The organism is Fusibacter paucivorans, assembly GCF_018390735.1.
Lineage (GTDB): Bacteria > Bacillota > Clostridia > Peptostreptococcales > Acidaminobacteraceae > Fusibacter > Fusibacter paucivorans.
In genome coordinates, this window is the sequence record NZ_JAHBCL010000020.1 from 36,588 (window position 1) to 55,945 (window position 19,358).

General features: G+C 42.5%; 15 protein-coding genes. All 15 read left to right on the forward strand.

Annotation, left to right across the window (positions count from 1 at the left end):
* The first annotated feature begins 3 nt into the window (after window positions 1-3).
* A complete protein-coding gene (gene coaBC, locus KHM83_RS12155; RefSeq protein WP_213237288.1) occupies window positions 4-1,215 on the forward strand; it encodes a bifunctional phosphopantothenoylcysteine decarboxylase/phosphopantothenate--cysteine ligase CoaBC in 1,212 nt (403 codons plus the stop codon).
* A 111-nt stretch (window positions 1,216-1,326) separates the two neighbouring features.
* On the forward strand, window positions 1,327-3,765 hold the full coding sequence (gene priA, locus KHM83_RS12160; protein ID WP_213237289.1) for a replication restart helicase PriA: 2,439 nt from the start codon (window positions 1,327-1,329) through the stop codon (window positions 3,763-3,765).
* Between the two features lie 28 nt (window positions 3,766-3,793).
* The gene (def, locus tag KHM83_RS12165) at window positions 3,794-4,261 is read left to right on the forward strand and encodes a peptide deformylase (protein ID WP_213237290.1); all 468 of its coding nucleotides are present in this window, start codon (window positions 3,794-3,796) and stop codon (window positions 4,259-4,261) included.
* Window positions 4,261-5,196, forward strand: coding sequence for a methionyl-tRNA formyltransferase (gene fmt, locus KHM83_RS12170; protein ID WP_213237291.1), 936 nt, complete (start codon window positions 4,261-4,263; stop codon window positions 5,194-5,196). The genes def and fmt overlap by 1 nt, the downstream gene beginning before the upstream one ends.
* A gap of 1 nt (window position 5,197) precedes the next feature.
* Window positions 5,198-5,887 (forward strand): zinc metallopeptidase, encoded by a 690-nt coding sequence (locus KHM83_RS12175; protein WP_213237292.1) that lies wholly within the window; start codon window positions 5,198-5,200, stop codon window positions 5,885-5,887.
* Window positions 5,888-6,269: 382 nt separating this feature from the next.
* Window positions 6,270-8,036 (forward strand): diguanylate cyclase, encoded by a 1,767-nt coding sequence (locus tag KHM83_RS12180; protein ID WP_213237293.1) that lies wholly within the window; start codon window positions 6,270-6,272, stop codon window positions 8,034-8,036.
* A 101-nt stretch (window positions 8,037-8,137) separates the two neighbouring features.
* Window positions 8,138-9,469 (forward strand): 16S rRNA (cytosine(967)-C(5))-methyltransferase RsmB, encoded by a 1,332-nt coding sequence (rsmB, locus tag KHM83_RS12185; protein WP_213237294.1) that lies wholly within the window; start codon window positions 8,138-8,140, stop codon window positions 9,467-9,469.
* A gap of 10 nt (window positions 9,470-9,479) precedes the next feature.
* On the forward strand, window positions 9,480-10,193 hold the full coding sequence (locus KHM83_RS12190) for a Stp1/IreP family PP2C-type Ser/Thr phosphatase (protein WP_213237295.1): 714 nt from the start codon (window positions 9,480-9,482) through the stop codon (window positions 10,191-10,193).
* A gap of 11 nt (window positions 10,194-10,204) precedes the next feature.
* Complete coding sequence (pknB, locus tag KHM83_RS12195; protein ID WP_213237296.1) at window positions 10,205-12,181, forward strand: Stk1 family PASTA domain-containing Ser/Thr kinase; 1,977 nt, start codon at window positions 10,205-10,207, stop codon at window positions 12,179-12,181.
* Between the two features lie 12 nt (window positions 12,182-12,193).
* Window positions 12,194-13,084, forward strand: coding sequence for a ribosome small subunit-dependent GTPase A (gene rsgA, locus KHM83_RS12200; protein ID WP_213237297.1), 891 nt, complete (start codon window positions 12,194-12,196; stop codon window positions 13,082-13,084).
* The gene (gene rpe / locus KHM83_RS12205; RefSeq protein WP_213237298.1) at window positions 13,078-13,731 is read left to right on the forward strand and encodes a ribulose-phosphate 3-epimerase; all 654 of its coding nucleotides are present in this window, start codon (window positions 13,078-13,080) and stop codon (window positions 13,729-13,731) included. The genes rsgA and rpe overlap by 7 nt, the downstream gene beginning before the upstream one ends.
* Window positions 13,728-14,360 carry a thiamine diphosphokinase gene (locus tag KHM83_RS12210; protein ID WP_213237299.1) on the forward strand — a complete coding sequence of 211 codons (633 nt, stop codon included), beginning with the start codon at window positions 13,728-13,730 and terminating at the stop codon, window positions 14,358-14,360. Before rpe ends, KHM83_RS12210 begins: the two co-directional genes overlap by 4 nt.
* Window positions 14,361-14,491: 131 nt before the next feature.
* Window positions 14,492-15,055, forward strand: coding sequence for a TetR/AcrR family transcriptional regulator (locus KHM83_RS12215; protein ID WP_213237300.1), 564 nt, complete (start codon window positions 14,492-14,494; stop codon window positions 15,053-15,055).
* A 98-nt stretch (window positions 15,056-15,153) separates the two neighbouring features.
* Complete coding sequence (locus KHM83_RS12220) at window positions 15,154-16,251, forward strand: efflux RND transporter periplasmic adaptor subunit (RefSeq protein ID WP_213237301.1); 1,098 nt, start codon at window positions 15,154-15,156, stop codon at window positions 16,249-16,251.
* Entirely contained in the window at window positions 16,248-19,289 is a 3,042-nt protein-coding gene (locus tag KHM83_RS12225) for an efflux RND transporter permease subunit (RefSeq protein WP_213237302.1), read from the forward strand. The genes KHM83_RS12220 and KHM83_RS12225 overlap by 4 nt, the downstream gene beginning before the upstream one ends.
* Window positions 19,290-19,358 lie beyond the last annotated feature (69 nt).

Consider the following 19,358-nt stretch of genomic DNA (forward strand, 5'->3'; position numbering starts at 1 on the left):
CCAATGTTAACTGGAAAAAATATTGTCATTGGTGTTTCAGGAGGCATTGCTGCATACAAAGCGGCTGATATTGTCAGCCGTTTAAAAAAATTAAACGCCTCAGTTTATGTCATTATGACGAAGGGCAGTACTGAATTTATTAAACCGTTGACATTTCAATCACTTTCGCAGAATTATGTTGTGACGGATATGTTTGAAGATCCCAAAACTTGGGATGTTGAACACATCGCACTGGCAAAGCGTGCGGATTTGTTTCTCATCGCGCCTGCCACGGCAAACATCATTGGCAAGATCGCGAATGGCATTGCCGATGATATGTTGACGACGACGGTCATGGCTACTGAAGCGCCTGTCTTTATAGCGCCTGCCATGAATACAAAGATGTATGAAAATGTCATCGTTCAGGAAAATATCGCAAAATTGGCAAAACGCGGCTATCATTTTATTGACCCGGCTGCCGGGCGATTGGCTTGCGGAGATGTTGGAGCGGGAAAACTTGCAGCACCGGAAGATATTGTCGATGTCATCAAAGCGCATTTTACAGAAAATAGACCCCTTGAAGGGGTTCGTATTATGGTCACAGCAGGGCCAACACGGGAACCCGTTGATCCAGTGCGCTATATTACCAATCATTCGAGCGGGAAAATGGGCTATGCCATTGCCAAACAAGCACAGCTTTTAGGTGCTGAAGTCATACTGATTTCAGGACCGACGCATCTAGAAACGCCAAATGGCGTTAAACGCATTGACATTGTTACGACGTCGGATATGTTGGAAGCCGTTCAGGCTAATATGGCGGTAGATGTTATTATCAAAGCAGCGGCGCCATCTGACTATAAACCGATGCAATACCAGAATCAGAAAATTAAGAAGGGATCTGAATCGATTGATATGAAGTTGGTGAAAAACCCTGATATTCTCAAGTCGATTGTACCGTTGGTGAAAGATCAGATCGTCGTTGGATTTGCTGCTGAGACACAAAACGTTGAAGGTTATGCGATGCAGAAGCTTCAGGAGAAAAAACTTGACTTTATTGTTGCCAATGATGTGACAGCAGAAGGTGCAGGGTTTGATAAAGATACGAATATTGTGACGATCTTTGAGGCAAACGGAACGAAAAGTTCTTATGAATGTCTTCGGAAAGATGTCGTTGCAGGGATTATACTTGATAAAGTGATTGAATATTTAAAGAAGCAACAAACGATAAAAGAGTAGGCGCGCCTACTCTTTCATTTATCACTTGGCTTTTATTTTACTCATCTCGTTTCTGATGATAGACTGGTTTGACAGTCTGTTTATATTTTCCAATAAATAAAGAGGACGACCATGTACGCAGAAATTATTGTATTGAGGAATCATGCAAACCTCGATCAACTATTTACATATACGGTACCATTAAATCTGGAAGCGGTTATTACCGTTGGCAGCAGGGTTATGGTGCCCTTTGGCGGCGAATCGCTGGAAGGTGTCGTATGGCATCTGGCGCATGAAACCAGTGTTGAGGCGGCGAAGCTGAAGGCGATACTGTTTTGCTTCGAACCAACGCTGAGTTTGCCGGAAACGTTATTGAATGTAACCGCTTTTATGAAGGAGACATACCTCTCTACACATGCAGAAGTGTTGCAGCTGCTGTTGCCAACGGGAACCTTGGTCGAAGCAGTCCAACAGTATACGTTTATAACGGATGAACCACTGGCGCATACAAAAGCAACGCCTAGCATAAAACAGCTTGCGTCTTGGATCCAAGACGCAGGTGTCTGTGAAGAAAACATGATCGACATACCGTTCTCACAAGCACTGGTGAAGCGTAATCTCAAGCAGCTTGTTGCACTGAATGTGCTATCCGAAAAAACGGTTTACGTGCAAAAGGTGAAAGACCGTTATGTTTCACGATACCATGCGGAAGACATAACGGATCAGACGAGGGCGTCTATTCCGGCGCATTATCATGCGAAGCATCGTGCGCTGGATTATCTAATAAAACACCCTGATGGCAAATTATCTGTATTGAGAGAAGGTGCAAGAATATCAAAGTCTGTGATCGACTGGCTAAAGCATGACGGCTTAATCAAGGTTACAGAAGTTGAAGATCGAAGGATGCCAAGTTTTATGGAATCCGTTTCAGCTAAGAAATCTGTCCAATTGTCTCCCGATCAGACAACGGTCGTTGGCGCTGTCAGAAAACACTTTCTAGAGGCGCCAACTATGCCGGTACTTCTGAGAGGTGTGACAGGAAGCGGTAAGACAGAAGTGTATATGGCGCTTATTGATTCTATGCTGAAAGTGGGAAGACGCGCCATCTATCTCGTTCCTGAAATTGCATTGACGCCACAGATGGTTTCGAGGCTCGCCAAGCGTTTTGGCGCGTCGCGAATTGCGCTCATGCATTCAAAACTCTCCGCAGGTGAACGGTTTGATCAATGGAAAGCGATGCGTGAAGGGTCTGTTGACATCGTTATCGGCGCACGTTCTGCTATCTTTGCACCAATTGATAACATCGGTATTATTATCATTGATGAATCACATGAGCATTCATACCGATCTGAACGCAGACCTAAATTTGATACGTATGAAATCGCAAAATACAGGGCGCTTCAAGAGAAAGCACTCTTGATTGAAGGATCGGCGACCCCATCAATTGACAGCGTTCATGAGGTTTTAAACGGCAGACGGCAAATGTTTGCGCTGGAGAAGCGCTATAATGTTCACGAACCGCCGAAGCCAGAGATTATTGATATGCGTCAGGAACTCACTGCAGGCAATCGTACGATTTTGAGCCGTCGACTTTATGAAGCCATCGAAGAACGGTTGGAAAGAGGCGAACAGAGTATTATTTTTTTAAATCGCACGGGACACTCAACTTTTGTAACATGCCGTTCTTGCGGCTATACACTGACATGCCCCAACTGCGATATCACCTTAACTTATCATAAACACGAAAACAAGATGTCTTGTCACTATTGCCAGTATGAAAGTTTTGTACCGCGAAATTGTCCATCATGCGGCAGCTCCTATTTTAAGCACTTTGGCGTCGGGACTGAAAAGCTTGAAGAAACGCTTAAAAAGTTTTTCCCTCATGCGACAATTGGTAGAATGGATCGGACGACCACGAGCAGAAAAGGTTCTTTTGAAGCTATTTTAGAACGTGTTGAAACGGAAGAGATAGATATTCTCGTTGGAACGCAAATGATTGCAAAGGGATTAGATTTTGAAAATGTAACCCTCGTAGGCATCATTTCAGTCGATTTACTGATGAATATGCCGCATTTCCAAGCGGGTGAAATGACTTATCAGATGGTACAGCAAGTTTCTGGCAGAGCTGGACGCGGTGCATTACCGGGGGAAGTGATCCTTCAAACCTACCAGCCTGAACACTATGCAATCAACTGTGAGACCTATCATGCATTTTATGAACATGAGATAGCACTCAGGCAGCGGCTGAATTATCCGCCATTTTGCAGGATGGTCAATTTACTCTTTTTAAGTCGCTCAGAGGCGACTGCAGAAGATTATGCAGAAAAAACCTTTCAATACCTAAAAGCGAATTTATTTAAGAAAGATTTACATTCTATGGTAGAAATCTTTCCGGCACATCCGGCATTATTAAAGAAGATAGATGGTAATTATCGGTTTCAAGTGCTGATGAAAGTTCAAAGTGAAGGCTATGAGGCTGTAAAAGGCTGGGTTGATAAGTTGCAGACCAGATTTGTGAGCATCTCGGATTGTAAAATTAATATAGATTTAAACGCCAAAAATATATTATAATAAAGATTAGGAAAAAGGAGGGGAAAAGATGGCAATTAGAACGATTAGAACGGATTCTGATCCGATCTTGCGAAAAACTTCAAAACCCGTTAAAGTTTTTGACAATAAACTAAAGCAGCTGATTGATGACATGGTTGAAACGATGCACGAAGCCGAAGGCGTTGGACTTGCGGCGCCTCAGATCGGCATTTTAAAGCGCGTGATTGTCTTTGATCTCTATGATGAAGAAGGACCGATGGCGCTAATCAACCCAGAGGTGATTGAATCGTCCGGCAATCAATGTGAAGAAGAAGGCTGTTTGAGCCTACCTGGACAGCGTGGTTTCGTCAACAGGCCCTACGAAATCAAAGTACGGTTTCAAGATCTGCAGGGAGATCACTATGAAATTGAAGGTGAAGAACTGCTGGCACGTGTGCTGAGTCATGAAATTGATCACCTAAATGGTATTCTCTATATTGATAAAGTTGTAAATGTTGAGAAAGAGGCACTGTCATAATGAAAATTGTATTTATGGGAACGCCGGAAATTGCAATACCGACACTTGAAGCCTGCATCGAACACCATGAGGTCATCGCTGTTTTTACACAGCCCGATCGCCCCAGTGGGCGAGGCAAAAAAATGACGCCGCCGGCAGTTAAGGTGACTGCTGAAAAACATGGTATTCCCGTTTATCAGCCGGAAAAAATAAAAACGGATGACTGGGTTCGAAAAATTGAAGCCATGGCGCCGGATGTTATCGTCGTATTGGCATTTGGACAGATCTTATCAAAAGCTATTCTTGAGATTGCGAAATACGGTGCAATCAATGTACATGCGTCACTGCTGCCAAAGTATCGAGGCGCCGCTCCGATTAATTGGGCTATTGTCAATGGTGAAAGGGAAAGCGGTGTTACGACGATGCAAATGGATCCCGGTATTGATACCGGCGATATGCTGCTGAGAGATATCGTGCCGATTGATCAGCAAATGACAGCTGGAGAGCTGCATGATCACTTGATGGTACGTGGCGCCGCACTGCTGCTCAAGACACTGGAAGCGGCGGAAGCGGGAATGCTTAATCCTGAAAAGCAAGAAGAACAACAAAGTTCTTATGCGCCGATGATCAGCCGTAAGATGGGTGATATTAAATGGTCAGAAGCAGCAGGGGATATTATGAATCGCATTAGAGGTTTTAACCCGTGGCCGATTTGCTATACACAGCATGCGGAGACGCGGATGAAAATCTTTAAAGCAGAGGCTGTTGCGTCAGAGGGCAATCCTCAGCGCTCCGGTGAAATCATCGAAGTCGCCCCCACTTATATTAAAGTGGCCTGCGGCGAGGGTGCACTGAAAATATACGAAATACAATACGGCAATGGGAAGCGTATGTCTGTTAAAAGTTTTTTGCTTGGTCATACACTGACATGCGGTGAAATCTTAAAGGAGGCTTAACATGTATATGGGATTTGATTCATCAGGCAGTTTTTTGATACTTATATTGCTCATGATCTTTGCTTCCATGGCGAGTATGGGCGTTAAATCCACATTTAATAAATATCACAGAGTACGTAGTGCCCGTAATATTACCGGTGCTGAAGCCGCACAAATGATGCTCAATAAAAATGGACTGTACGATGTGCGCATTGAGAGAATCGCTGGTAACTTGACAGATCATTACGATCCGAGAACGAAGACCGTGCGCCTGTCAGATCCGGTATACAGCAACGCTTCTGTTGCTTCTGTCAGTGTAGCGTGTCATGAGGTCGGCCATGCGATTCAACATGAGCAGGGGTATGCACCATTGGCTATTCGGACGGCTATCTTGCCAGCGGCACAACTCGGTTCTCAAGCATTATGGCCACTGTTTTTTATTGGTATTATTTTTTCACTACCGGGACTTATTCAAATTGGTATTCTTTTTTTTACTTTTTCAGTTCTCTTTCAGCTGGTAACATTGCCTGTTGAATTCAATGCAAGTGCTAGAGCGTTGGAAAATATGGAGGCTTACGGCATTTTGGTTGATGAAGAAAATGAACACGCCAAAAAAGTATTGAAGGCAGCGGCGATGACCTATGTAGCAGCAGCGGCAATGGCTGTTGGGCAACTCGTTAGAATGCTGCTCTTGTCGAATAGGCGAAGATAGGATCGACGATAGCGGTTGAGAAATAGCACAACTAAAGACTCAATTAAAATGCTGCAGCAGTCAATGTGATTATTGAATGCTGCGGCATTTTTAAATTAGAAAGCATGTCTAATGTTGAATATGTTAACGTTTGTAAAATTTGCTTTTAAAATCTTCATTTTTTGGTATGAATAATTTGATGGTACCTTATCATTAAGGAGGTATCTTGAAATATTGTATGTTCTTGTAGACATACCTTGCATTCAATAACCTGATCGATAGAAGTTTGATATCATGATATTGGTCGATTAAGCTGTGTTGCAGCACATTTTTAAAATGGTTTAACGAATAAAGATAGGGAAAGGTCACTGGAGTGTGTAAAGCATGGTGAAATGGGGACGATATGGGGCGGAAAATTGAACGGAAATCTGTTAGAATAGGAATTGCGCTAATCGTAGGGATTCTGTTTTTTATGATTTCGGAAATGACCTTAATGGGCTATTTCGAAAATCAAAGTATCAATGAGCACATTGTCGTTGCAGAAAAATATCTGACGATCCAGCAGAGCGTCGAATACATGATGATGGATAATGTGAATCTAATTAAGGGATTGGGCGCCTATATTCAGATGAATGATACCTATACGGATGATGAGATTCAAGAAATTCTGCGCATTCTCTATGATGATCGCCTTGATGAAGTTCGAAACGTTGGCGTGATTGAAGACACTACGGTAAGGTGGGTCTTTCCATTAAAGGGCAACGAAGCGATTATCGGTGTAGACTTAGCTGCCATTCCGGAGCAGGTAAAAGGGATATTAAAAGTAAAGAACAACCTTGAAACAGGCATTTATGGGCCGATTGATCTCGTCCAAGGCGGCAAGGGATTTATCGTGCGCATTCCGATTAAAAAAAATGATGTTTATTGGGGAATGGGCAGTGTTGTTCTCAACGCAGACCATGCATTTCAATTTTTAAGTGATTTTGAGACGGCGCACCATGTAAAAATACTACTGACGCATACGGGAAATCCGTCAGAAGTTATTTATGGTGATCCTGCCATCTTAGAGCAACAACCAATGCGTTTTGGTGCCGATACCAATGCGATGCTTTGGGATACTTATATGCTGCCAAAGGATGGCTGGGTTGATACACACGCCATATGGCTGTTTTTATCATTTGTTTTTTTAATAGCCACCGGCTTAATCGTTCACAGCATTTATGCATGGTTGACAAAATATACTACCGTTATGGATGACAATATACAGATGCGCATGTTGTCCAATACGGATACGTTTACAGGTATTTTTAACAAAAATTATTTTAATCTATGTGCCAAAGATGAGATTATGCGCTCGGATCGTAGTGAAAATCCAATATCGCTGCTTTATTTTGATTTGGATCATTTTAAGGAAATCAATGATACCTATGGACATGCGCGAGGGGATGAAGTGCTGTTGGGCGTTGTCGATCTTGTCAAGCAAAAACTAAGAGCGAACGATATCTTTGCCAGATGGGGCGGGGATGAATTTATTATATTATTGCCATATACGGATCTGGCAGGTGCAAGTGTCGTTGCCGAGAAAATTCAAAGAGCCATTGAAGGTATGGCCATGGATGGCGGTGAACGCGTTACAGCCAGTATCGGCATCGCAGAACGCGCACATTTTGAATTCTGGGAATCTTGGTTTAGGCGAACCGATGAAGCGCTGTATCAGGCAAAAGTCAATGGCAGAAATCAGTACGCCGTTTCAAATCATCAGCATAATCCGCGTATCTTGAAACGCATCGTATGGCTTCAGATTTGGGATTGCGGTGTCCCGGAAATTGATAAGGCGCATCGTGATTTAACCGTATACTGCAATGAACTGGTCATGAGTTCATTCGATTCATCTAACATTGATGAGACGATTCGACTTGCAGGACAGTTGCTGGATGAAACCAAGCATCATTTTGAAATGGAAATACAGTATTTAAGAGAAAAAGCGTATCCTCAAGTGGAAGCGCATGCGGCCTTGCATGAAACGCTTTATCAGTCGACCAAAAAATTGTATGATGGTCTGATAAAACATGAATACGATTCTGTTGAGTTGTTGAATTATTTAAAAGATTACGTGATTATCGGTCACTTGGTCAACGCAGATCAGCATTATCGTCAATACCTTCATTAAGAAGTGTTTACAATTCTATGATATTTATCGATTGCGCTTAAATTGTGCGGGCTAATTTGGTATAATGAGGGGAATGCTAAGATTGGAGCTCGCGTGACCATATGAAGATAAATGCAAGAAAAATGGCGCTTAAGATACTGAATCACATTGAATTGGAGCATGTTTTTTCACATCATGCACTGAATCATTTTTTTGAAACGTATGAGGTATCCAACATTGATCGCCGTTTTATCAGTAATCTGATATTAGGTGTTCTTGAGCATAAAATGCTCATTGATTTTTATATTCGAAAATTTTCAAAAGTCAGGTTTGGCAAGATTAATCACGAAGTGGTTAATATTTTGAGACTTGGCATTTATCAAATCATGTTCATGGATAAGGTACCAGAATCCGCTGCCGTAAATGAAAGCGTTAAATTGGCAAAACGCATCAGCCCAGCTCAGGGCAATTACGTCAATGGGGTTTTGCGTGCCTTTATTCGTGCTTATGAAGAAGTGCCGCTTCCAGATGAACGAAGGCATCCGGACGAATACCTCAGTATTAAGTATTCTCATCCCAAATGGCTGGTAAACCTTTGGCTGGATGCCTATGGTTACGATGATACCAAGGCTTTACTGGCGGCAAACAATATGACGCCGCCACTGAGTATCCGTGTTAATCGGCTGAAGACGACACGGGATGATTTTTTAAAGGTGCTGGATGCCGCGGGCATTGTTGCTACACCTTCAAAATTGAATCCAGATGGTATTTTGATTCAGTCTGTTAATCAAATGAATATCACATCGCTCCCTCGATTCAAGGAAGGGGATTTTCAAATTCAAGACATTAGCTCGATGATGATTGGCCATATTGCCGATGTGAAGCCGGGAGATTTCGTCATGGATGTCTGTGCAGCGCCGGGCGGTAAGAGCTGCCATATGGCAGAACGAATGCATAACAGTGGTCGTTTACTGGCGCGGGATGTCTCTGAACAAAAATGTCAGCTCATTGCAGATAATGCCAGTCGACTGGGCATTTCAATTATTGAAACGGCTATTTTCGATGCAAGGCATTTTGATAAATCCCTTAGGCAGTCTGCTGATGTCGTCTTAGTAGATGCACCGTGTTCAGGGCTCGGCATTATTCGCAGAAAGCCGGATATAAAATACAATAAACAGCCAGAAGACCTCGCGTCACTCACCCGGATTCAACGAGAAATTTTAAATGCTGCGGCTGAATACGTTAAAGTGGATGGCATTTTGATCTATAGTACTTGTACATTAAACGAGGCCGAAAATGATGGGCAAGTGAATGATTTTCTTGCGCATCATGATTCATTTGAACGCGTTTCACTTGCAGGTATTATACCGGGACAATCGGAAACGCTGACGCTTTTGCCACATCAACATCAGACAGATGGTTTTTATATAGCAAAGATGAAAAGGATTAAATAGAGGTGAACGCATGAAGATTACAGCCTTAACAGATGTTGGGAAAATGCGGGCCAATAACGAAGATGTTTATAGCGTTTTAGAGGACGCGCGGGTTTACATTGTATGCGACGGCATGGGAGGGCATCAAGCCGGTGAAATTGCCGCACAGGCGGCAACAGAGGATATTACTGCCGCCATTGCAGAGATAGAGACGCTGACGGCAGACAATTTTTCCGATGCCATTCGAAGTGTTTTAGTCAATGTAAATGCGAAGATTATGGCCATGGCTGCCGAGAATGAAGCATACCGGAATATGGGGACAACTTTGGTACTTGCAGCGCTTTCTGAACCGTATTTACTGGTGGCAAATGTTGGTGACAGCCGTTGTTACATTGTAAAGGACGGTAAACTCGTTCAGGTATCAAAAGATCATTCGCTGGTTGCAGAACTTGTGAAGATTGGCAGTATCAGTGAAGCGGAAGCTGAAAAGCACCCAGACAGAAATATTATAACAAGTGCCATTGGCGTTGATGAAAGCTTTGAAGTTTTTACAGATGTAGTGCCGCTTGATGGTGTATCACATATCTTACTGTGTACTGATGGCTTGACCAATATGCTCAACCCCAAACGCATTTTGGCGCTTTTAACAGAGCCGCCTTTTGAAGAAGCGGCAAATGCATTGGTAAATGAGGCCAATGATTCTGGCGGTCAGGATAACATTACCGTCGTATGTATTGAATTATAAGGAGGATTTTCATGTCGGAAATCAATGGTTTGTTATTGGACAATCGATATGAGATATTATCGGTGGTCGGTAGCGGCGGCATGGCAACCGTCTACAAGGGCAGAGATCACGTTTTAAATAGAATGGTCGCAATTAAAGTATTAAAGCAGGAATTTAATTCGGATTCCGATTTTGTCGCTAAATTTGAAAAAGAATCACAGTCAGCCGCTAGTCTTTCGCATCCCAATATCGTTAATGTCTTTGATGTTGGGATGGATCACGACATGCATTATATTGTCATGGAGCTTATCACGGGTCATACACTTCGGGAGTACCTGAATAAAATGCACGGGTTCATGAAAGAAGAAGCAGTTGTCAATATTATCATGCAGATTGGCTCGGCGCTTCAGCATGCGCATCAAAATAACATTATTCATCGCGATATTAAATCGCAAAATATTCTCGTCAGTGAAACCGGCAGTGTTAAAGTTGCAGATTTTGGCATTGCACGGGCGGCGACAAAGAGTACACTGGTGAACACAAAAGAAATCGTCGGCTCCGTTCATTATGCATCACCCGAACAGGCGAGGGGCGGCTATGTTGATGCCCGAAGCGACATTTATTCTCTAGGCATTCTGATGTATGAATTGATCACCAAAGAACTGCCATTTGATGGTGAAACACCTGTTTCCGTTGCACTGAAGCAGCTTCGGGATCATTTGCCTGATCCGAGAACCATTAATGCCAATGTCTCGGACGGATTTGCGTCAATACTCTCGAAGGCGACGGCAAAGGATTTAAACCAACGGTATCAGAGTATTTATGAATTGATGGAAGATTTAAAGCGGCTCAGCGTTGACAAACGATTTGTCGTCAAGACAGAAGGCTATCTCAATGATGAAACGACAATATTGCCAAAGATTACAGAGGAAGATATCATGAAACACGATCAAAACAGAACGCGAAAATCAACGAAGCAAAAAGCATCGAAGCCGGTGAGCAAATTAAATATTACCTTAGTGGTCGTGGCGGCGCTCATTGTTTCAATGCTCGTGTTTTCACTGGTTGCCATTAATAAATTTAAAGAAATATTCAATGTCGATATTGTAACGGTACCAAATGTCGTCGGTATGGATGTGGACGAAGCCGTCAGAGCGATTCAGGATAAAGGGCTGGTCGCAGATACCACAGAACGCAAATACAACAACGATATTGATGAAGATATTGTCATATCGCAAAACTATGCTGAAGGTGAAGAACTAAAAGAAGGTTTTACCGTGAAACTCGTGGTCAGCAATGGCGCGGTGAGGGTGCTCGTGCCAAATGTCGTACAGCAGGATTTGGTTAAAGCTCGTGTGATGATTGAAAATGAAAACTTTGAAGTGGGTGAAATTAAATATGAGTTTAATGATCTGCCGACGGGAACCGTTATCAGTCAGTCGCCAAAAAGCGGTGTCAAAGAAGCTGAGGGAACTTTAATTGATCTGGTTGTGAGTCAAGGACAGGAAATCAAAACGGTATTGGTACCAAATGTATCCGGCAAGACGATCCGCGAAGCAGAAAGTGAACTCAATGCATTAGGATTAAAATTGGGTTCTATTGAATATGAACTCAGTGATGAATTTGAAGAAGGCATGATTATCAGCAATCAAGGCGTTGGACAAACATACGAGCAAGGCTCAGAGGTTTCCGTCGTCGTCAGCAATGGACCGGAGAACGTCGATGGTGATGGCACCGGTGAAGGAAATGGCGACGGTACGGAGAATGGCGATGGAACAGGTGATAACTATTCAGAAATATCAGTTGCCATTTTTGCTTCGACATTTATGCACGATCCAGAAAACATTCGCATCGAAATGATTCAAGGTGAAACGCGTACCGTGGTTTACGAAAACACGCATACAAAAGCAGAAGGCGATTTTAGGATAAAAATTCGCGGAACCGGATTTGCAACACTTGAAGTATTTTACAGCGATCAACTCGTCTCACAAGAAACGATTCAATTTTAAGGTTAGGGATCAATGATAAATGGAACAATCTATAAAGGCATCGGCGGATTCTACTATGTCATGGTCGATGGTATGCTTTATGAATGCAAAGCACGAGGAAAATTTAAAAATATCAATATGACGCCGACAGTCGGAGATTTTGTTCAGATTAACATTGTTGACGAAGCGGAAAAGACAGGTGTCATCGAGACAATATTGCCTCGAAAATCAATTTTGCTCAGACCGAATGTCAGCAATGTCGATCAGGCGATCATCGTCTTTGCGCTCAAAAATCCCGAACCCAATATGATGCTGTTGGACAAAATGATTCTTTTAGCGGAAAACGCTAATTTGGACGTTGTCCTCTGCTTCAATAAATGTGATATAGATGATGAAGGGCGTTTTGATACGCTTCGCAGCATCTATAATAATGCCGGATACGATATCCTTCGTACATCACCAAAGACAGGTGAAGGGATCGTATCGCTTAAAGCGATTTTAAACAATAAGATATCTGTTTTTTCAGGGCCGTCTGGCGTTGGCAAATCCTCACTGCTCAATGCGATTGAAAATGGTTTCAAATTACAGACAGGCGATTTGAGTCACAAAATTAAACGCGGAAAGCATACCACGCGGCACTCAGAGCTGCTGCCGCTAAAAAGCGGTGGTACAGTGGTTGATACGCCGGGTTTTACGTCGCTGTCGCTCCATGAAATTCCGCTGGATCGGCTGTCCAGTCTATTTCCAGAATTTGAATCCATATCAGCAGCCTGTCAATTTGATAACTGCAAGCATCTAAGTGAACCGAACTGCGCGGTTAAAGCAGCGGTTGAAGCTGGAGAAATACATGCATCACGCTATGAAGCTTATCAATATATCTATCATGAAATCGAAACACTGGGGAGGAAGTATAAAAAATGGTAAAATTGGCACCGTCGATACTATCGGCTGATTTTTCTAATTTGCTTGTTGACGTCAAGGCAGTTGAAGAGGCTGGCGTCGAATATTTGCATGTTGATGTTATGGATGGACACTTTGTGCCAAATATTTCTTTTGGCGCACCTGTACTGAAATCGCTGAAAGGCAAAACGAGTTTATTTGTAGATGTTCATCTTATGATTGAAAATCCTGATCAGTATATTGCAGATTTTGTCGATGCAGGTGCTGACAGCATAGGCGTTCATGTCGAAGCGACGCGCCATCTGCACCGAACGATTCAGCTTATCAAATCTTATGGCGTACAAGCGGCAGTAACGCTTAATCCTGCAACGCCGCTTTCAAGCATTGAAGAAATATTGGAAGATGTGGACATGGTATTGCTCATGTCGGTGAACCCTGGTTTTGGCGGTCAAAGCTATATCCCGCAAACGACTGCAAAAATAAAGCGACTGCGAAAAATGATTGATGAACGCGGACTTGATGTCGCTATACAAGTCGATGGGGGCATTAAGCTCTCAAACGCCAAAGAAGTGGTTAGGGCTGGGGCCGATATACTCGTAGCGGGCTCAGCAATTTTTAACAGTGAATCAATTATTGAAACCGTTCAGGCCTTTAGAGAGGTTGTAAAATGAGGGCGCTCCTAGCACTAAATGGGAAAATTGAAGATATGGAAGCCCTTCGTGCTATTTTGGAAACATTGGAAATTCATTTTGTCGTTGGTGTAGATGGTGGTATAAAACATTTGCAGGCATTGGGGTATGTTCCCAACGTCATGATCGGTGATTTTGATTCGGTTGAACTCGAAGGTTATGCAGAAGTATGGCCGGATGTTGAAATCATGCGTTTTAACAAAGAAAAGGATATGACGGATGCCGAGCTGGCATTTAGTTATATTCAAGACAAACGGTTTAATGATATTATTGCTATTGGTGCCTTCGGTGGGCGGTTGGATCATCTATTGGGTAATGTCTTCCTGTTGGAACACTATCCGAACATCATGCTTTTGGATGCCTATAATCGCGTTAAACTTTTAGAAGGGCCTGCCGAAAAAACATTGTTTCAGCGAAAGGGTTTTCTATCGCTTATTCCAATAACAGAACGCGTTGAAGGCGTTACGTTGAAGGGATTCAAATATCCGCTTGACGACGTTGTTATCAAACGCGGCTCAACCTGGGGGATTAGCAATGAATTTTCAGCAGAAGAGGCGACAATACGTTTCGATAAGGGAAAGATGCTCGTCATTATCGCTGAAGATTACTAAAGGACAATAGTTTAGAGAAATATATCCAAAATGATAATTTACAAAAAATTATCATTTTTTTATGCTTTAAGGGTTGCGAATAAAAATAAACAAGTGTATATTATTAATAAATCTTGATGAAAGAGGATTGTATGCAATATTTGAAAGACGATGTAAGGGCGCGCATTATTGATGCCGCATTAGATGAATTTGCTGAAAAGGGTTTTAATAATGCGAGTATGCGCGAAATTGCACAGCGTGCACAGATTACAGTGGGCAATATCTATCGTTATTTTAAAAACAAAGAAGACTTGCTCAAGCACTGCTTGAGTCCGCTGATTGAAGTGATTGATGCTTTTGTCAATCGTGACTATATCGCTGAAATGGGGATCTCTAGGCATGTAGAAGTGAGAGAAATTATCGCTGTAAACATCACGAAGTTGTATACAGATTTCCCAAGAGAGTTTTATGTATTGCGAAATGGCCTTAAGGGAACACTCTATAATGCTTACTATGACAATGTGGTACAATCGGTGATCGCAAAGATGAAACGCCTGTCTTTTAGTGAGATGATTGCGATTGATCCCATGATCTATGAAATCATGGCGCGCAATCAGATTGAAGCCATTATTTATATCTTGGAGCATGCAGAGCCTGAAGATGTTGAAAGACTTGTCAAACAATTTTTTGCGGTGTCTTTTAAAGTTTTCAAGTGATCGTGATCTGTAATAATCATGGTGAAACGGTTTAAGACATCTTTTTTTTGGCATAATAATGAACGAGCGTTAATTATAATCGAGTTGGAGGCTAATGAATGAAACGACATAAAATATGGCTTAGCTGTATAGGCTTGAGCCTGTTGCTATTGGCAGGCTGTGGGAGAGAATCGGCGTCTGAAGACGTATCACGTGTTAAAACAGTGGAGACGCAGGCAGTGGCCACTTCGATAACAGAGGAACAGATGGTTTATTACGGCTATGTTGAATCTGGCTCAATGACAAAACTCAGTTTTAAAAGTGCAGGTGTTTTAGAGGCGCTGTACGTTGAGAAGGGGGATTACGTCGAAAAAGGCGAGGCCCTAGCGGCATTGGATGATTCAGATTACAATATTCAGCTGTTGGCAGCACAGGCTGGTGTTCAATCAATCTATGCGACTTTGAATAAAGCAACACAAGCTTATAACGATGCGAAAAGCGATTACGAGGATTATGAAAAACTCTTTGCCGCCGGCAGTATTTCACAAGCGGCGCTGGAAAAGGCAAAACTTAACTTCAATGTCTCTGAACAGGATCTCAATGCGGCGAGAGAAGGTTATCAGCAGGCACAGCATAATTTAGAGGCACTATCAAAATCCGTCAATGAACTTAAAATGACAGCAAGCATTGAAGGGGTTGTCGTCGAGACACTGTATGAAGCCAATGAAGCCGTTGCAGCCGGGTATCCTGTTATTGTTATTCGCAGTGAAGATTCTGTTTTTAAGGCCAGTGTTGCGCAACGGGATTTAAAACATCTCAGTATTGGTCAGCCGGTAACGATGAGGTTTACTTCGGAAACCTATGAAGGCGAAATTACGGCCATTGGCAATACACCGGATACAGCGACTCATACGTATGAAATTGAAGTATCTATCAACGGAGACGTACCATTGGGCAGCGTTGGTGAAGGGACGTTTGTCATCGATTCATATAAAGGCATCAAAATTCCGATGGAGGCCGTTATAAAAGGCGACACAGACTATGTTTATACCATACGCGACGGAATTGCTGTTAAGCAGTCGATTTCCATTGAAAAGCGTATTAAAAATGAACTGATTGTTTCAGGTCTTCAAGATGGAGACCAACTTGTAGTCAAAGGCTTTAACCGCCTTAATGACGGTGATCATGTCAATATACTGAATGAGGAGGCAAAATGAACAAGCTCTTATGTGGTGTGATTAACAACCGACGTATTCTCATTTTTATTATCGCACTGTTGTTCATCTATGGCATTTATAATTTTGGCCTTATTCCAAGACAGGAATCTCCTGATGTCAGTGCACCGGTTGTCATTGTCACCTGTCAATACCCTGGTGCTTCACCAGATGAAGTAATGAGTCGTGTTACCAGTGTCATTGAAGATGAAATTAAAGAGATCCCAAGTATTGAAGAGTACAATTCAACGGCGATGGAAAACGCTTCGGTAACGGTTGTCTATTTCGAGTTCAATGCCAATATGGATGAAGGGATTGCCACGCTGCGTACAAAAATGGAAGATATTCAAGTGGATCTCCCAGATGCCTGTGACAAGATTACCATAGACAGCGACCTCATGGAAACGGCGGGTATGCTCATTAGTATTTCTTCCGATGAATTCGATTATGATACCTTGGGTCAATTTGGTGAAGAACTTCGAAATATACTTTCAAAAGTAGACGGTATTTCACGTGTTGACTTGGTTGGCAAACGTGACTACAATCTTAAAATTACTTTGAAACCTGAAGATATCAACCAATACAACATTTCATACAGTGACGTAATCAATTTGCTGAAAGCACAGAACATTGATATTCCGTCCGGCAAATTAGACGGAATGCTCAATAAGATCAGTGTGACCACAAAAGGCAGCTTTGAAGATGTTGATGAAGTGGGGAATGTCATCGTTGCCGTTAGTGAAGAAACAGGTGCTGTCGTAAGGCTGAAAGATATTGCGACAGTGGCACTTGCATTGGATGACGATGCTGTTATGTACAAGCAGAATGGCGATAATGCCATTATTCTGGCTGGTTATTTCAAGCAGGATTTAAATGTTGTAACCATTGGAGAAGAAGTGAAAGCGCTTATTGACGACTACCAGGCATCACTGCCGTCAGCTGTCAGTTTTGATGAGATCATGTTTCAGCCACAGGATGTTCACAACCGCGTCAGCAGCTTTATGATGAGTTTACTCCAAGGTATTTTATTTGTAATCGTCGTCGTCTTTATCGGGATGGGGCTTCGAAATGCGCTGGTGGTTTCCTTTGCCATTCCATTATCTGTGATTATAACATTTACATCGATGACACTATTCGATATTGATATTCATCAGATTTCAATTGCCGCGCTTATTATTTCATTGGGCATGCTGGTGGATAACGCCATCGTTGTTTCCGACGCTATCCAGGCACATATTGATAATGATGAACCCAAACTGGATGCATGTATCAATGGGGTAAAAGAAGTTGCCATCCCCGTGTTAACGTCGACTTTGACGACAGTTGCCGTATTCACACCGCTCATGATGCTCGATTCCATTGCAGGCGAATTTGTAAAGAGTTTACCGATTATTGTCATGGTGGCATTATCGGCTTCCTATTTGGTTGCGATATTTGTCACACCGACACTTGGCTTTATCTTTTTTAGGAAGTCAAAAGAGAAGCAGTCAAAATTCCGTGTACGACATATCTTTGAAAACATTTTGAAGTATGCGCTTGGACACAAACTCGTGATTCTAGCTGTTGTCATTTTGGCCGTGACAGGCGGTGTCAGGCTGGCATCGACATTGGGACTACAGTTTTTCCCAGCGGCAGAATCAGATTTGGTTTATATCAACGTCACCAATGATGTCAATACGTCAATTGAAGATACAGAAAAGCTCGTTGAGCACGTGGAGGCTGTTATTGCAGAGCAGCCGCTGGTGTTGTCATACAGTGCTGCCATCGGTGAAGCGTTTCCAAAATTTTATTATACACTGCCGGTTAATGCGGCATCGACTGATTTTTCTCAGATCATTGTAAAACTGGATGCGACCAATAAAGCCTTTGTAAGTAATAAGGCCTTTGTTTCGATGCTTCAAAAGGAGATGGATAGCCGCATTTCAGGTGGCAAAGTCCTCGTTAAGGAATTGGAACAGGCAGAACCAATTGGATCTCCTGTTAAGCTCAGAGTAACGGGGGACAGTATTGACGAACTGAGAAGCGTGAGCAATGAACTCGTTGAAATATTTAGCAGTATTCCCGGGACAACTAATGTTGAAAGTAATCTCAAAGACAAGTCTTATGGTTATTATGTTGAAGTAGATGATGTGAAAGCCGGTTATTACGGCTTGACAAAATACGATATTCAAAATGAAGTGAGTATTGCACTGAGAGGACGCGAAGCGACAGAACTCAGAATGGCAGATGACACATACAATATTATGGTAGACGGCGGCATCGAAAGTTTGGCCGAACTTGAAAATATATCAATCAAGTCGTCATTCACAGATAAAAAGATTCCGTTGAAAGAAGTGGCGACGGTTCGGCTAAAAGAGAAGAACAGTGTCATTAGAACCTATATGGGTGATGTTGAAATCCAAGTGACCTCTGATGTGCTCGATGGATACAGTTCCATCGATATTCAACATGCTATAGGAGATCGCATTGCACAGTTGCACACTGAAAATGTTCATTATGTCTTTGATGGCGAAGAGCAGAGTATCAGCAAGAACTTCGGCAGTATTGGCGTGTCGGCAGTCTTTGCACTTTTCCTGATCTATTTAATATTGCTTTTGCAGTTTAGGTCGTTTCTCTATCCATTTATTATCTTTGCATCAATTCCACTGTCATCTATTGGTTCGATTATAGGGCTTTACCTGTTTAATCAGCCGCTTTCTTTTACGGCACTATTTGGGATTGTGAGCCTTTTTGGCATCGTGGTTAATAATGCAATTGTCCTGCTGGACTTTATCAGTGCCGAAGTAAGAAGCGGCAGTGCGGTAGATGTCGCCGTCAAAGATGCAATGGCGAAGCGTTTTAGACCGATTATGCTTAGTTCTATTACGACGATTATGGGACTTGTGCCACTGGTTGCGAGTAAATCGCCGCTGTTTATGCCGATGTCCATTGCTCTGATGAGTGGTCTGATTATTTCGACGTTATTAACATTGATTCTGATTCCAGTCATTTATGATACACTGTTTAATCGCAAAAGGAAAACAAAGGAAACTTTCAATTAAACGCTGACTATTCAGATGTGTGTTATAGAGTAAAAAACCGCCCGCATAGAGATTTCCCGCAAATGACGC

Excerpts from the sequence above, each read along its gene's own strand:
- coaBC (WP_213237288.1), top strand. The coding sequence starts at position 4 with ATGTTAACTGGAAAAAATATTGTCATTGGTGTTTCAGGAGGCATTGCT.
- priA (WP_213237289.1), top strand. The coding sequence starts at position 1,327 with ATGTACGCAGAAATTATTGTATTGAGGAATCATGCAAACCTCGATCAA.
- def (WP_213237290.1), top strand. The coding sequence starts at position 3,794 with ATGGCAATTAGAACGATTAGAACGGATTCTGATCCGATCTTGCGAAAA.
- fmt (WP_213237291.1), top strand. The coding sequence starts at position 4,261 with ATGAAAATTGTATTTATGGGAACGCCGGAAATTGCAATACCGACACTT.
- KHM83_RS12175 (WP_213237292.1), top strand. The coding sequence starts at position 5,198 with ATGTATATGGGATTTGATTCATCAGGCAGTTTTTTGATACTTATATTG.
- KHM83_RS12180 (WP_213237293.1), top strand. The coding sequence starts at position 6,270 with ATGGGGCGGAAAATTGAACGGAAATCTGTTAGAATAGGAATTGCGCTA.
- rsmB (WP_213237294.1), top strand. The coding sequence starts at position 8,138 with ATGAAGATAAATGCAAGAAAAATGGCGCTTAAGATACTGAATCACATT.
- KHM83_RS12190 (WP_213237295.1), top strand. The coding sequence starts at position 9,480 with ATGAAGATTACAGCCTTAACAGATGTTGGGAAAATGCGGGCCAATAAC.
- pknB (WP_213237296.1), top strand. The coding sequence starts at position 10,205 with ATGTCGGAAATCAATGGTTTGTTATTGGACAATCGATATGAGATATTA.
- rsgA (WP_213237297.1), top strand. The coding sequence starts at position 12,194 with ATGATAAATGGAACAATCTATAAAGGCATCGGCGGATTCTACTATGTC.
- rpe (WP_213237298.1), top strand. The coding sequence starts at position 13,078 with ATGGTAAAATTGGCACCGTCGATACTATCGGCTGATTTTTCTAATTTG.
- KHM83_RS12210 (WP_213237299.1), top strand. The coding sequence starts at position 13,728 with ATGAGGGCGCTCCTAGCACTAAATGGGAAAATTGAAGATATGGAAGCC.
- KHM83_RS12215 (WP_213237300.1), top strand. The coding sequence starts at position 14,492 with ATGCAATATTTGAAAGACGATGTAAGGGCGCGCATTATTGATGCCGCA.
- KHM83_RS12220 (WP_213237301.1), top strand. The coding sequence starts at position 15,154 with ATGAAACGACATAAAATATGGCTTAGCTGTATAGGCTTGAGCCTGTTG.
- KHM83_RS12225 (WP_213237302.1), top strand. The coding sequence starts at position 16,248 with ATGAACAAGCTCTTATGTGGTGTGATTAACAACCGACGTATTCTCATT.